General features: G+C 67.5%; 13 protein-coding genes and 1 tRNA gene. 7 read left to right on the forward strand and 7 right to left on the reverse strand.

Going from position 1 to position 13,068, the window contains the following annotated elements; all coding sequences use genetic code 11:
• Window positions 1–16 precede the first annotated feature (16 nt).
• The 4 genes from G8O29_RS01815 (at window position 17) to G8O29_RS01830 (ending at window position 1,987) form a co-directional block, all read left to right on the forward strand.
• Window positions 17–877, forward strand: coding sequence for a class I SAM-dependent methyltransferase (locus G8O29_RS01815; RefSeq protein WP_242678839.1), 861 nt, complete (start codon window positions 17–19; stop codon window positions 875–877).
• A 225-nt stretch (window positions 878–1,102) separates the two neighbouring features.
• The gene (locus tag G8O29_RS01820) at window positions 1,103–1,414 is read left to right on the forward strand and encodes an ETC complex I subunit (protein WP_166401513.1); all 312 of its coding nucleotides are present in this window, start codon (window positions 1,103–1,105) and stop codon (window positions 1,412–1,414) included.
• Window positions 1,415–1,879, forward strand: coding sequence for a GNAT family N-acetyltransferase (locus G8O29_RS01825; RefSeq protein WP_166401514.1), 465 nt, complete (start codon window positions 1,415–1,417; stop codon window positions 1,877–1,879).
• Between the two features lie 31 nt (window positions 1,880–1,910).
• Window positions 1,911–1,987 (forward strand) — tRNA-Arg (locus tag G8O29_RS01830).
• A gap of 66 nt (window positions 1,988–2,053) precedes the next feature.
• Here G8O29_RS01830 and G8O29_RS01835 read toward each other — a convergent pair.
• From G8O29_RS01835 to G8O29_RS01850, 4 genes are all read right to left on the reverse strand, one after another.
• Complete coding sequence (locus G8O29_RS01835; protein ID WP_166401515.1) at window positions 2,054–3,292, reverse strand: mandelate racemase/muconate lactonizing enzyme family protein; 1,239 nt, start codon at window positions 3,290–3,292, stop codon at window positions 2,054–2,056.
• 245 nt (window positions 3,293–3,537) lie between these two features.
• Entirely contained in the window at window positions 3,538–4,323 is a 786-nt protein-coding gene (locus G8O29_RS01840; protein ID WP_166401516.1) for an alpha/beta fold hydrolase, read from the reverse strand.
• A complete protein-coding gene (locus tag G8O29_RS01845) occupies window positions 4,320–5,288 on the reverse strand; it encodes a threonine ammonia-lyase (RefSeq protein ID WP_166401517.1) in 969 nt (322 codons plus the stop codon). The genes G8O29_RS01840 and G8O29_RS01845 overlap by 4 nt, the downstream gene beginning before the upstream one ends.
• On the reverse strand, window positions 5,285–6,112 hold the full coding sequence (locus G8O29_RS01850; protein WP_166401518.1) for an alpha/beta fold hydrolase: 828 nt from the start codon (window positions 6,110–6,112) through the stop codon (window positions 5,285–5,287). Before G8O29_RS01850 ends, G8O29_RS01845 begins: the two co-directional genes overlap by 4 nt.
• Window positions 6,113–6,238: 126 nt before the next feature.
• On the opposite strand from G8O29_RS01850, the gene G8O29_RS01855 reads away from it, so the two are divergent.
• The 3 genes from G8O29_RS01855 (at window position 6,239) to G8O29_RS01865 (ending at window position 10,656) form a co-directional block, all read left to right on the forward strand.
• On the forward strand, window positions 6,239–8,020 hold the full coding sequence (locus tag G8O29_RS01855) for an ABC transporter transmembrane domain-containing protein (protein ID WP_166401519.1): 1,782 nt from the start codon (window positions 6,239–6,241) through the stop codon (window positions 8,018–8,020).
• A gap of 110 nt (window positions 8,021–8,130) precedes the next feature.
• Complete coding sequence (locus G8O29_RS01860) at window positions 8,131–10,023, forward strand: acyl-CoA synthetase (RefSeq protein ID WP_166401520.1); 1,893 nt, start codon at window positions 8,131–8,133, stop codon at window positions 10,021–10,023.
• A 102-nt stretch (window positions 10,024–10,125) separates the two neighbouring features.
• On the forward strand, window positions 10,126–10,656 hold the full coding sequence (locus tag G8O29_RS01865; protein ID WP_207623608.1) for a DUF1176 domain-containing protein: 531 nt from the start codon (window positions 10,126–10,128) through the stop codon (window positions 10,654–10,656).
• Here the strand turns inward: G8O29_RS01865 and dtd are convergent.
• From dtd to G8O29_RS01880, 3 genes are read right to left on the reverse strand one after another with little or no spacing between them, the layout of a single operon-like run.
• Window positions 10,653–11,096 (reverse strand): D-aminoacyl-tRNA deacylase, encoded by a 444-nt coding sequence (gene dtd / locus G8O29_RS01870; RefSeq protein ID WP_166401522.1) that lies wholly within the window; start codon window positions 11,094–11,096, stop codon window positions 10,653–10,655. The two genes, G8O29_RS01865 and dtd, sit on opposite strands and share 4 nt — an antisense overlap.
• A complete protein-coding gene (locus G8O29_RS01875) occupies window positions 11,093–12,016 on the reverse strand; it encodes a carbohydrate kinase family protein (RefSeq protein ID WP_166401523.1) in 924 nt (307 codons plus the stop codon). Before G8O29_RS01875 ends, dtd begins: the two co-directional genes overlap by 4 nt.
• Window positions 12,017–12,057: 41 nt before the next feature.
• On the reverse strand, window positions 12,058–13,023 hold the full coding sequence (locus tag G8O29_RS01880) for a phosphoribosylaminoimidazolesuccinocarboxamide synthase (RefSeq protein ID WP_166401524.1): 966 nt from the start codon (window positions 13,021–13,023) through the stop codon (window positions 12,058–12,060).
• Between the last annotated feature and the right edge of the window lie 45 nt (window positions 13,024–13,068).

The following is a 13,068-nucleotide window of genomic DNA, read 5'->3' on the forward strand; positions in this document are numbered from 1 at the left end:
CGCCAAGAGGTGCATGATGGCAGACAAGATCGATACGCGCGCGGTGGGGCTGGATGTGGGGCTGGCCTTCATCCGCTGGCTGACCGGGGCCGAGAACCTGCATTACGGGCTTTGGACCGGGCTGGAGGTCACCGCGGGCAACCTGCGGGCCGCGCAGGACAACTATTCCACCAGGCTGTTCGGCTACCTGCCCGAAGGGCGCCTGCGCATCCTCGACATCGGCGGCGGCGCGGGCGAGACGGCGAAAAAGCTTCTGGCCCTTGGCCATGCGGTCGAGATCGTCGTGCCGTCGGCCTTCCTGGCCGCGCGCTGCCGCGAGACGGCGCGCGGCGCGGTGGTGCACGAGACCACCTTCGAGGCCTTTGCCGGGACCGGCCCCTTCGACCTGTGCCTCTTTTCGGAAAGCTTCCAGTATATCCCGCTGGCCGAAAGCCTGCCGAAATGCGCCCGGCTTCTGGCGCCCGGCGGGCAGGTGCTGATTGCCGACTGTTTCCGCACCGAGGCCTACCGCGGCCGCGCCGTGCATGGCCCGCAGCCCGGCGGCGGACACCAGATCGCGGCGTTCCGCGCCGCGGTGCCGCAGGCGGGCTTTGCCGTGGTCGCCGAAGAGGACATCACCGATGCCGTCGCGCCCTCGATCGATCTGGAACAGCGGCTGTTCAACGTGCTCGGCCATGGCGTTGTCCGCGTGTCGGACGAACTCCGCGGCAAACGGCCCTGGGCGCATTGGGCCTTGGCGCGCATGATCGGCCTTTTCCTGTCGGCCAGGCGCCGCGAGAACCTGATGCAGCGGCTGATGGGGACCGCGCGGACCTCTCAGGCGTTCCGGACCTACAACCGCTATCTCATCACCCGGCTGGCCCGCGCCGGGGCATGACAAGGGCAGACGAACTTCTGCCGCACAGCGCACAACTTGGGGTTGCTTTCGGCGCCTGTCTCGGCCAAGGTATCGGGGCAAGCAGCAACTGAAACTGCCGGCGGCCTCGGACCCCACCCCACCCGCACTCACCGATGCCGGCCGGCAGTCCTTTCCCGAACAGCTCGCCCTTGCGCTTTCCGCAAAGCTTCGGAATAACACGGGACACGTCGGAAGGAGCCTGCCATGCGCGCCCGCATCTATCAGCCCGCCAAGACCGCGATGCAGTCGGGAACCGCCAAGACCCATCTCTGGGTGCTGGAATTCGCCCCCGCCTCCACGCGCGAGATCGACCCGCTGATGGGCTGGACCTCCTCGGCCGACACCCAGAGCCAGGTGCGCCTGCGCTTCGAGACCCGCGCGGCGGCCGAGGCCTATGCGGCCGAAAAGGGCATCGAATATGACGTGATCGAGCCCAAGCCGCGCAAGCCGGTGATCCGGCCGCGCGGCTATGGCGAGAACTTCGCCACCGACCGCAAGGGCGCCTGGACGCATTGAATGGCGGTTTCGATTGCCGAGGAACATCCGCTGACCCCGGATCTGGCGTTGCTGTTCCAGCGGCACACGGCCGACATGCACGCCGACACGCCGCCCGAATCGATCCACATGATGGACAGGGCCGCCCTTGCCGCGCCGGGCATCCGTTTCTTCGTGCTGCGCGAGGACGGGGTGCCGCTGGCCATGGGTGCGTTCAAGCGGATCGACGCGACCCATGCCGAGATCAAGTCGATGCATGTCCTTGCCGAAGCGCGCGGCCGCGGATTGTCGAAGGCGATGCTGGATCACCTTCTGGCTGCGGCAGCGGCGGACGGCTTTTCGCGGCTCAGCCTCGAGACCGGGGTACAGCCGACCTTCACCGCCGCGCGGGCGCTTTACGCGCGTGCCGGGTTCACCGAATGCCCGCCGTTCGAGGGATATGGCCCCGACCCGAATTCGGTTTTCATGACAAAGATGCTTGCCTGACCCTTGCGCTTGGCCCAAAAGGGCGTCGCGCGGGCTCGTAGCTCAACTGGATAGAGCAAGGACCTTCTAAGTCCGAGGTTGAGGGTTCAAGTCCTTCCGGGCCCGCCATTTTCCGCAACAGAAAGCCGTCCTCGTGGCATCGAGCCACTCGGACGGCGTTGCCACGGTAGGTGGTCAGGTCTTGGTGCCCGGTGCGCCGCCCTCGAAGCGGTTGCCGTTGCGATAGTCGCAGGGGGCCTCCTGCATCTGAAGGTGCAGGCCGGTGCCGGTGAAGGGATGGGCGCGGGCGACGTCCTCGTCGAAGTCGATGCCAAGACCGGGGGCTTCGGGAGGCAGGATGTAGCCGTCCTCCCACTTGATCGAGTTCCGGATCAGCTTCTGGTGGAAGGCGCCGCCGGTTTCGATCGTCTCGGCGATCAGCAGGTTGGGGATCGAGGCGGCGAAATGGACGTTGGCGGCCCATTCGACGGGCCCGGCGTAGAGGTGCGGGGCCATCTCGGCGTTGAAGACCTCGGCCATGGCTGCGATCTTCTTTGCCTCCCAGATCCCCCCGACACGGCCAAGAGCGGGTTGCAGGATCTTGACGCCCCCGGCGCGCAAAAGGGTGCCGAATTCGGCCTTGGTGGTCAGGCGTTCGCCGGTGGCGAGGGGGACGCGGACGGATTTCGCGACTTCGGCGAATTCCAGAAGGTTGTCGGGCGGGATCGGTTCTTCGTACCAGAGCGGGTTCCAGGGTTCGAGCTCGCGTCCCATGCGGATCGCACCGGGGGTGGTGAACTGGCCGTGGGTGCCGAAGAGAAGGTCGACACGGTCGCCGACGGCATCACGGATCGCCTTGCAGAAGGCGACGGAGCGGGTGATGTCGGACAGGGCCGGTTCATGGCCACCCCGGATGGTATAGGGGCCGGCGGGATCGAATTTGACGGCGGTGAACCCCTGGTTCATGAAGCGCACCGCCGCCTCGGCGGCGGCGTCGGGGCTCACCCAGAACTCGGGCGACTCCCTGCCGGGTTCAGGGTAGAGGTAGGTGTAGCTGCGGATGCGGTCGTTCATGCGGCCACCCAGAAGGGCGTAGACCGGGCGGTTCCGCGCCTTGCCGAGGATGTCCCAGCAGGCGATCTCGAGCCCCGAGAAGGCCCCCATGACCGTGGGGTCGGGGCGCTGGGTGAAGCCCGAGGAGTAGGCACGGCGGAACATCAGTTCGATATTCTCGGGGCTTTCGCCCTGCATGTGGCGTTCGAAGACATCCTCGATCACCGCCCGCATCGCCTTGGGGCCAACGGTCGAGGCGTAGCATTCGCCGTAGCCCGTGATGCCGTCGTCCGTGGTCAGTTTCGGGAAGATCCAGTAGCGGCCGCCCCAGCCCGGAAATGGCGGGGCGACGACAAAGATCTCCAGGTCCTTGAGCTTCATGCGCCGATCTCCCTGGCTGCCGGTGCAGCGGGGGTTTCACACCCCCGCACCCCCGTGGAGTATTTCTGCATGGGCAAGCTAGACCGGAAGCCCCGGGGCCAACCCTTCATCCGCGACAGGGCGTGACGCAGACAGGACAGTGGCCGGGCTGGCGGAGCCAGGGGGGTGAAGACCCCGCAGATGTTCGAAATAATCAAGTCGATCATGTCGTCAGAAAGCAGCATCCAGGGAAATGAACGGTTATCTCAAGTCTGGAGATGGCCGATGGCGGACAGGAAGTCGCGCAGCGGTGGCAGGAACCCGTCGGCATGGGTCAGCATGGGCAGGTGGCTGCCGCCCCGGATCAGACGGAACGTGGATCCCGCGACAAGATCGGCCAGTTCGCGTTGCAGGTCGGGCGGGGTTCTGCGGTCATCGGCGCCGGCCAGGACCAGGGTCGGCAGGCGCAGCGTGGCAGTGGTCCGGTAGAAATCGGCGCTGGCGATGGCCGAGGCAAAGCCAGCCCAGCCCGCGCGGCGGGTGGTCTCCAGCATGGCCCGGACTTCGGCCTGGGCCGGAGAGGTGCGCCAGCGCGGACCAAGCAGGGCGGCGCATTCGGCGTCGAGATCGGGGCCCGCATCGTGCAGCCGGGCAAGGCGCACTTGCCAGACCGAAGGATTTGCAAAGCGGGTGGCCGCGCCGGTCAGCACCAGGCCCCGCACCAGGTCCAGCCGCTTGACGGCAAGACCCTGGGCGATCAGCCCGCCTTCTCCGGCGCCGAGGACGATCGCCTCTTTCAGCGCAAAATGGTCCATCAGCCGTTCGACATCGCGGATCATCGCGCCCATCGCGTAGGGCGGAGCCGGCGCGTCGGATGCGCCGTGTCCGCGCAGGTCCAGCCGCAGGACGCGGTGGCCGGTCAGGCCTGGCAGAAGCGACTGCCACAGGCGGCCGTCCAGGCCAAGGCCATGAACAAGGACGATCGGGGGTGCCGAGGGCGGGCCCGCCACTTCGGCGTCCAGGCGCAGGTCGTCCAGCCAGACCAGAGTCATGCGAAGCGATCCAGCGCTGTGGCAAAAGTGGCGGGGTCGATATTGCCGCCGGTGGCGACCGCAATCACGGTTTCGGGCAGATCCGCGCCGAACAGCGCGGCGGCAAGCGCGGCGGCGCCGCCGGGTTCCAGCACGATCCTCAGATGCGTGAAGGCCAGCGCGACGGCGCGCAGGGCCTCGTCGTCGGTGACCACGGCACCCGGTCCGGCAAGCTTGCGCAGGATCGGCAAGGTCAGGTCGCCCGGCGTGGGGGTCAGGATCGCGTCGCAGACCGATCCGCCGAGGGCGGCATTGCGTTCCCGCCGCCCCGAGGCCAGCGAGCGGGCCATGTCGTCGAAGCCGGCCGGTTCGGCGGTGCGGACCTGAAGGCCGGGCGCCCGCGCCTTCAGGGCCAGCGCAATCCCGGACGCCAGCCCACCCCCGCCGCAGCAGGTGAGAACCGGGGCCTCGGTCAACCCGGCCTCGGCAGCCTGCTCGGCCAGTTCCAGGCCAACCGTTCCCTGGCCAGCGATCACCTGGGGGTCGTCATAGGGCTTGATCAGGGTCAGGCCGCGTTCGCCCGCAAGACGCGCGCCGATGGCGTCTCGGTCCTCGGTCCGGCGGTCGTAGAGGACGACCTCGGCCCCGTAGGCGCGGGTGTTGGCGATCTTCACCTGCGGCGCGTCGTCGGGCATCAGGATGACGCAGGGCGCGCCATGCCGTGCGGCGGCATGGGCGACACCCTGGGCATGGTTGCCCGAGGAATAGGCGATGACCCCCTGCGCGCGCGCCTCGGGCGGCAGGGCCGAGACGGCGGACCAGCCGCCGCGCGCCTTGAAGCTGCCGGTCAGTTGCAGGGATTCGGCCTTGACGAAGATGCGCCGTCCCGCCACCCGGTCGAGAAGCGGCGCATGCAGGAGGGGCGTGCGGCGGATCCGGCCCTGCATGCGCCGCGCGGCGGCCTCGATCAGGGCGATGTCGGTCATCCCAGCCCCGCAAGGAAGCGGCGGATCAGGTCCACTGCCGGGGGTTCGTCGAGAAAGGGGATATGGGCGCGGTCCGGCACCTCGGCGAAGGCCATGTCCGGCCGGCGGGCGCGCATCTGTGCCACGGTCTCGGGTGCCAGAAGGTCGGAATTCGCGCCCCGGATCAGCGCCAGGGGCAGGCCCGCCAGCGCGTCGAACAGCGGCCAGAGATCGACCGGCGGGCCCTCGAAGGCGGCCAGGAACGCCTCGCGCAGGGCCGGGTCATAGGGTATGCGCAGGCCCTGCGGGGTTTCCACGGCATGCTTGCGCGCCTCGTCCAGCCAGCGCGACATCGGCACGCCAGAAAAGCCCGGAGTGCGGGACAGCAGTTCGGCAAAGCCCTCGTGGGTCTTGCCGGCAGGGTTGCGGCCCACATAATCGAAGATGCGGGTCAATCCGTCCCGGGCGATCTCGGGCCCGACATCGTTCAGGATCAGCCCCGACAGCCGGTCGCGCGCCGTGGCGCCGAGAACCATCCCGATCAGCCCCCCGCGCGAGGTGCCAAGGATCGCGGCCCTGGCCACACCCAGGTGATCGAGGAGCGCCAGCGCGTCCTGCGCCTCTTGCGCGACGGTATAGGTCGCGGCCCCGGTCCAGTCGCTGGCGCCGCGGCCGCGATAGTCCATCCGGATCAGGCGCAGGGGCGGCAGATGGGGGATGAGATAGTCGAAATCGGCCATGGTCCGGGTCAGGCCGGGCAGGCAGAGCAGCGGCAGCCCCGCGCCTTCGTCGCGATAGGCCAGGCGGGCGCCGTCGGCGGCGGGGAAATGCAGGGGCTGGGTCATGGGCGGCAGGGTGGCATGCGGCGGCGGCGGGGAAAAGGGGGCGATGCGCCTTTGGTCGCGGGGAAGCGCGCTTGTGGGGCGGGCCGTGGCACACTAAACCCTTGGCCGAACCGGAAGGGGCAGGGCATGACGGATACATCCAGCGTCGAGGATCGGCCGAAGTCGAAGCGGGTGGGCGCCCTGCGCGGGCTGATCCCGTTCCTCTGGCCCTATCGCGGCCTGGGCGCGCTTGCGCTGCTTGCCCTGATCCTGACTGCGACCGTCAGTCTGGTCCTGCCTCTGGCCGTGCGCCGGGTTGTCGACGGGTTCAACGATGCCAACGCGCAGCTGCTGGACCAGTATTTCGCTGCGGCGCTGGGGATTGCGGCGCTGCTGGCCGTCGGGACGGGCCTGCGCTACTACCTTGTGACCCGGCTGGGCGAACGGGTGGTGGCCGATATCCGCAAGGCGCTGTTCGACCGGGTGCTGGGCATGTCCCCCGCCTTCTTCGAGCGCATCCTGACCGGCGAAGTGCTGAGCCGGATCACCACCGACACCACGCTGATCCTGTCGGTCATCGGCTCGTCGGTATCCGTCGCGCTGCGCAACGTGCTGATCCTGATTGGCGGGCTGCTGCTGCTGTTCCTGACCTCGGCCAAGCTGACCGGCCTGGTCCTGTTGATCGTTCCGGCGATCATCGTGCCGATCGTGGTGCTGGGGCGGCGTCTGCGGGCCCTGTCGCGCGAAAACCAGGACTGGATCGCCTCGTCCTCGGGTGCGGCCTCCGAAGCGCTGACCTCGGTCCAGACGGTGCAGGCCTTCACGCATGAGGGCGCCACGCGTGGCCAGTTCGCCGAGGTGACCGAAAAGAGCTTTGTCTCGGCCAAGGCGCGGATCCGCACGCGGGCGGTGATGACGGTGATTGTGATCTTCCTGACCTTCGCAGGGATCGTGGGCGTGCTGTGGGTCGGCGCGCGCGACGTGCGGGCCGGAGAGATGTCGGTCGGCGCGCTGATCCAGTTCGTGATCTATGCGGTGATGGTGGCGGGGGCCGTGGGCGCGCTGTCGGAGATCTGGGGCGAGTTGCAGCGGGCCGCCGGCGCGACCGAGCGGCTGGTGGAACTGCTGGGGACCGAGGATTCGGTGCAGGATCCGGTGCGCCCGGTCCCCCTGCCCCGCCCGGTGCGCGGCGAGATTGCCTTCGAGGATGTGACCTTCCGCTATCCCGCCCGGCCCGAGGCCTCGGCGCTGAACGGCGTGTCGCTGCATGTGCGCCCGGGCGAGACGGTGGCCATGGTCGGCCCTTCGGGCGCGGGCAAGACCACGATCCTGCAACTGCTGATGCGGTTCTACGACCCGCAATCGGGCCGGATCACGCTGGACGGGATCGCTCTGCCCGACATGGCGCGCAGCGATTTCCGCCAGGCCATCGCGCTGGTGCCGCAGGACCCGGTGATCTTCGCCACTTCGGCGCGCGAGAACATCCGCTTCGGCCGCCTCGATGCGACCGATGCCGAGGTCGAGGCCGCCGCGAAGGCCGCCGCTGCGCATGATTTCCTGACCGCGCTGCCGCAGGGCTATGACAGCTATCTGGGCGAGCGCGGGGTGATGCTGTCGGGCGGGCAGAAGCAGCGGGTGGCCATCGCCCGCGCCATCCTGCGCGATGCGCCGATCCTGCTGCTGGACGAGGCGACCAGCGCCCTGGACGCGGAAAGCGAACGCGCGGTGCAGGCGGCGGTGGAAAGGCTGGCCGAGGGGCGGACGACGCTGGTCGTGGCGCACCGGCTGGCCACGGTGAAGCGCGCGGACCGGATCGTGGTCTTCGAAAAGGGCCGGATCGTCGCTCAGGGCACGCATGACCAGCTGGTCGCCGAGGACGGGCTTTATGCCCGCCTTGCCCGGTTGCAATTCACCGACGGATCGGTCTGACGTGGCGTCCCGACCTTCCGGGTCGGGACAAACGGACTTCACAAAACCGCCTGACGCCCCCATGTTCGTCTGAAGCCTGCGGATACAGCGGGCATGACGGGGAGGAAGCCATGACCACATTCGCCACCGCAGCGGACCTGCGCGCCATCGAGGCCGAAATGCCCTGGTCCGAGAGGGGCCAGGCGCGGTCGATCTACGAATATCTCAGCCGCGCCAAGGCCGCCCATGGCGCACGACCTGCGGTCAGCTTCCAGCTGCTGTCCGGGCCGGAGACGAAGAAGGTCACGCTGACCTGGGCCGAGCTGCACGCCCAGGTCACCCAGGCCGCGAACCTGTTCCGCAGTCTTGGTGTCGGCGAAAAGGACGTTGTCGCCTTCGTCCTGCCGAACGCGATGGAGACTGTCGTCACGCTTCTGGGCGGGGCCGTCGCCGGGATCGTCAACCCGATCAACCCGCTTCTGGAACCCGAGAAGATCAGCGCCATCCTGCGCGAGACCAATGCCAGGGTCGTGGTCACGCTGAAGGCCTTCCCCAAGACCGACCTGCCACAGAAGGTGTCCGAGGCGGTGCAGTTCGCGCCCTCGGTCAAGACGGTGCTGGAGGTGGACCTCGTGCCCTATCTCTCGGGGCTGAAGAAGGTCATCGTGCCCTGGATCCGGCCGAAGAACCCGATCCAGCACACCGCGAATGTCAAGGACTTCCGCACGGAACTGGCCCGGATGCCGTCCGACAGTCTGACCTTTGCCGACCGCACCGAAGACCATGTCGCCGCCTATTTCCACACCGGCGGAACCACCGGCATGCCCAAGGTGGCGCAGCACAAGGCCAGCGGCATGATCTACAATGGCTGGCTGGGCTCCACGCTGCTGTTCCAGCCGACCGACGTGGTGATGTGCCCGCTGCCGCTGTTCCACGTCTTTGCCTGCTATCCGATCCTGATGTCGATGATCGGCTCGGGCGCGCATGTCGTCTTCCCCACCCCGCAGGGCTATCGCGGCGAGGGCGTGTTCGACAACCTGTGGAAGCTGATCGAACGCTATAAGGTCACCTATCTTATCACCGTGCCCACCGCCCTTGCCGCGCTGATGCAGCGGCCGGTCAATGCCGACATCTCCAGCCTGAAGAGCGCCTTCTCGGGCTCCTCGCCCCTGCCGGTAGAGCTGTACAACCGCTTCAAGAAGGAAACCGGCATCGAGATCGTCGAGGGCTACGGGCTGACCGAAGCCACCTGCCTGGTTTCAGTCAACCCGCCGGACGGGGTGAAGAAGATCGGCTCGGTCGGCCTGCCCTTCCCCTATACCCAGGTCCGGATCCTGACCAGTCAGGGGGCGATCGGGTTCCGCGAATGTGCGGTGGACGAGGTGGGCGAGATCTGCATCTCGAACCCCGGGGTCTACGAGGGCTCGACCTATACCGAGGCGGACAAGAACAGGGAACTGTTCGCCGATGGCCGGTTCCTGCGCACCGGCGACCTTGGCCGGATCGACGCGGACGGCTATCTGTTCATCACCGGCCGCGCCAAGGACCTGATCATCCGCGGCGGCCACAACATCGATCCGGCGATCATCGAAGAGGCCCTGATGGGGCACGAGGCGGTGGGTTTCGTCGGTGCCATCGGCCAGCCCGATGCCCATGCCGGAGAGCTGCCCTGCGCCTATGTGGAACTGGTAAAGGGCAAGTCGGCCACGGTGGATGAGCTGATGGATTATGCCGCCAAGCATATCCATGAACGCGCCGCCCTGCCCAAGTACATCGAGATCCTGCCGGAATTGCCCAAGACCGCGGTCGGCAAGGTCTTCAAGCCCGACCTGCGGCGGCTGGCGATCACCCGGACCTTCGACGCGGCCCTGGCCGAGGCCGGCCTGCCCGCGCGGGTGGATTCGGTGATCGAGGACAAGAAGCGTGGCCTTGTCGCGCAACTGCGCAAGTCCGCCCCGGTCGAGGATGCCGCCGTCGCCAGCGTGCTGGGCCAGTTCTCGAACCCCTGGGAATGGGCGGCCTGACGGCCTGGGTCGGACCGCCCGTTGCCCGCAACCTTGCATGTTTCATTTGCCTGAATCGGCCTTCGCGGCGAGACAGGGGGAAACGGCAGGATGGACGGGACGGTGAAGATGATCGGAAGGTCGGGATGTGCTGCGGCCCTGGTGGTCGCGTCGCTGGCGGGGGCCGAGGCGCAGCAAAGCGAGGTGCTGTTCTCGCACAAGCACTGGCAGGTCTCTGTCGTCGGCTGGGATGACGGGACAGTCGGCTGCGTGGCCGAGGTGACGGCGCCGGGCGAGAGCTTCTCGATCTGGACCTTTCCGAATGGCGCGGTGCAGTTGCAGTTCTACTCGACCGCCTGGGAATTCGGCGAGGGCAAGACCGCCGATCTGGGCGTGCAGATCGACCGCCGCACACCATGGAGCCTGACCGGCGCCGAACTCTACAGGAACTCGGTCCTGTTCTATCTACCCGACGACAGGGCCGGGGTGAACTTCATCACCGAGGTCGCCCGCGGCAACCGCCTGTATCTCAGGGCAAAGGACGGGTCGGACGTGCAGAACTATTCGCTTGCCGGATCCAGCGCCTCGATCTCGGCACTGGTGGAATGCGGAGAGGCGATCGCCGCGAAGACCCCGGGCAATCCGTTCAACTAAAGCGCGTCGGTGTCCATCCAGATGGTCACCGGCCCGTCATTGACAAGGCTGACGGCCATATCCGCCCCGAACTGGCCCTTGGCGACCGGAACGCCTTCGTTTTCAAGTGCCTGGGCGAAGTGAAGGTAAAGCCGCTCGCCCTCGGCCGGGGGGGCCGCCGTGGAAAAGCCCGGCCGGTTGCCGCGCAGGTCGGCGGCCAGGGTGAACTGGCTGACCACCAGAGCGCCGCCGCCGATGTCGCGGATCGACAGGTTCATCTTGCCCTGATCGTCCCTGAAGACCCGCAGCTTGGCCACCTTGGCGGCCAGCCGTTCGGCCTGGGCCTCGGTATCGCCAGCCATCGCGCAGACCAGGATCAGAAAGCCCTTTCCGGTCTCGCCCACCAGTTCGCCGTCAACGTGGACAGCGGCGCGGGTGACGCGCTGAAGGACGACCCTCACAGCTCGTGCGCCCAGGGCGGGTTGGCCCCGGCGCGAGAGACGGTGACCGCAGCGGCACGGGTGCCGAGGGTCAGGGCGGCGGTGAGGGTGGCGTCCGACAGGCCGGCGACGGCCGCCTTGCTCAACGCCCCGGCCTGATGCAGCGCACAAAGGACACCGGCGTTGAACGTATCCCCCGCGCCGACGGTATCGACGACGGTAACTCTTTGCGATGCAACGAAAATATCCTGCGTTGCCGTCACGGCGCGGGCACCTTTGGCGCCTTCGGTGATGAAGGCGACCTTCGGCCCCCTGGCCAGAATGCTCCGCGCCAGCGCGGTCAGATCGCCCTGCCCTTCCAGCCAGTGCAGGTCCTCGTCCGACAGCTTGACGATATCGGCGCGGGCCACCATCCGTTCGATCCGGGCGCGGTACTCGGCCTCTTTCCCGGCGATGAAACCGGGGCGGATGTTGGGGTCGATCATGGTGACGCGGGTCGGGGCCTCGCGGGCTTGCAGCGCCTCGTAGGTCGAGGCGGCCGGGTCGTTCACCAGGCTGATCCCGCCGAAGAAGAGGGTATCGACCTCGGCGGGCAGGGTCGGAAGATCGGCTTCGGACAGCATCCGCCCCGCCGTCGCCTCGTCATAGAAGGCATAGGTTGCCTGGCCGTTCACCAGCTTGACGAAGGCCACCGTCGTCGGCCGGTCCGACCGCGCGAGATAGCGCGTGTAGACCTTGGAGGCCGTCAGGGTATCCGCCAGGATCTCGCCCAGCATGTCGTTGGAAACGCCCGAGAAGAACGCCGAAGGCGCCCCGAGCCGGCCCAGGGCGATCGCCGTGTTGAAGACCGCGCCGCCGGCATAGGGGGCAAAGCAGGCCTCGCCCTCGGTCGAGGTGCGGGGGAGCATGTCGATCAGGGCTTCGCCGCAGCTGAGAATCATGTGTGCTCTCCCTTGTCGGATCGACTGTTAGCGCAACCAGGTTAACGGGTGAAGAACGGAGCGAGGTTGGCGCGGATGCGGTCGAGGGGCGTGGCCCCGCTGGCATCGGGGCGGAAGGGCTGGCCGGTGATCTTCTCGAAGGCGTCGATGTAGACCTGGGCGGTTTTCTCGATCATTTCCAGGGGGATATCGGGGATCCTGTCCTTGTAGGGATCGCAGCGCGCGACGACCCAGGACCGGATGACGTCCTTGTCGAAACTGGGCGGCCGGGTGCCTGCGTTCAGGGCCTCCTCATAGCCCTCCGCGATCCAGTAGCGGCTGGAATCGGGGGTGTGGATTTCGTCGGCCAGAAGGATGTTTCCGGCCTCGTCGGTGCCGAATTCGTATTTGGTGTCTACAAGGATAAGCCCCTGTTTCCGCGCCATTTCCTGCCCACGGGCGAAAAGGGCAAGGGCCTTGGCGCTGACCTCGTCCCATTGCGCCGGGGTCAGGAGGCCGGTTCCGATGATCTCGGCGGCGGTCAGGGGTTCGTCGTGGCCGCCGTCGAAGGCCTTCGAGGTGGGGGTGATGATCGCCTGCGGCAGGGCCTGATTGTCGCGCAGACCCTCGGGCAGGGTATGGCCGTACATCGTTCGCGCGCCGGCCTTGTACTGGGTCAGGATCGAGGTGGAGGTGGTGCCGGCGAGGTAGCCCCGGACGACGATTTCGACGGGCAGGATGGTGACGCGTCTGCAATGGACGACGTTCGGGTCAGGGTAGGAAAGGACGTGGTTCGCGGCGATGTCGGAGGTCGCATCGAACCAGTAGCGGGCGAGTTGCGTCAGGACCTGGCCCTTCCAGGGTATCACCGCAAGTATCTGATCGAAAGCGGAAATCCGGTCGGAGGAGATCAGAAGCCGGGTGCCGTCGGGCAGGTCATAGCAGTCGCGGACCTTGCCGAAATAGGGGTTGGGAAGCTCTGGTATCCGCGCATCCGGCAGGGTGCGGGAAAGGTCGATCTGGCGCATGGCGGGCCCCCGGTTCGCGGTGCCTGCTTCTTGGGGGTTTTACCA

Source organism: Rhodobacter calidifons (assembly GCF_011174775.1).
Taxonomy (GTDB): Bacteria; Pseudomonadota; Alphaproteobacteria; order Rhodobacterales; family Rhodobacteraceae; genus Tabrizicola; species Tabrizicola calidifons.

What these genes read in the sequence shown, in the direction of transcription:
- G8O29_RS01825 (WP_166401514.1), top strand. Translation starts at nt 1,415, where the DNA reads ATGGCGGTTTCGATTGCCGAGGAACATCCGCTGACCCCGGATCTGGCG.
- G8O29_RS01860 (WP_166401520.1), top strand. Translation starts at nt 8,131, where the DNA reads ATGACCACATTCGCCACCGCAGCGGACCTGCGCGCCATCGAGGCCGAA.
- G8O29_RS01850 (WP_166401518.1), bottom strand. Translation starts at nt 6,112, where the DNA reads ATGACCCAGCCCCTGCATTTCCCCGCCGCCGACGGCGCCCGCCTGGCC.
- G8O29_RS01835 (WP_166401515.1), bottom strand. Translation starts at nt 3,292, where the DNA reads ATGAAGCTCAAGGACCTGGAGATCTTTGTCGTCGCCCCGCCATTTCCG.
- G8O29_RS01855 (WP_166401519.1), top strand. Translation starts at nt 6,239, where the DNA reads ATGACGGATACATCCAGCGTCGAGGATCGGCCGAAGTCGAAGCGGGTG.
- G8O29_RS01880 (WP_166401524.1), bottom strand. Translation starts at nt 13,023, where the DNA reads ATGCGCCAGATCGACCTTTCCCGCACCCTGCCGGATGCGCGGATACCA.
- G8O29_RS01815 (WP_242678839.1), top strand. Translation starts at nt 17, where the DNA reads ATGGCAGACAAGATCGATACGCGCGCGGTGGGGCTGGATGTGGGGCTG.
- G8O29_RS01845 (WP_166401517.1), bottom strand. Translation starts at nt 5,288, where the DNA reads ATGACCGACATCGCCCTGATCGAGGCCGCCGCGCGGCGCATGCAGGGC.
- G8O29_RS01840 (WP_166401516.1), bottom strand. Translation starts at nt 4,323, where the DNA reads ATGACTCTGGTCTGGCTGGACGACCTGCGCCTGGACGCCGAAGTGGCG.
- G8O29_RS01875 (WP_166401523.1), bottom strand. Translation starts at nt 12,016, where the DNA reads ATGATTCTCAGCTGCGGCGAAGCCCTGATCGACATGCTCCCCCGCACC.
- G8O29_RS01820 (WP_166401513.1), top strand. Translation starts at nt 1,103, where the DNA reads ATGCGCGCCCGCATCTATCAGCCCGCCAAGACCGCGATGCAGTCGGGA.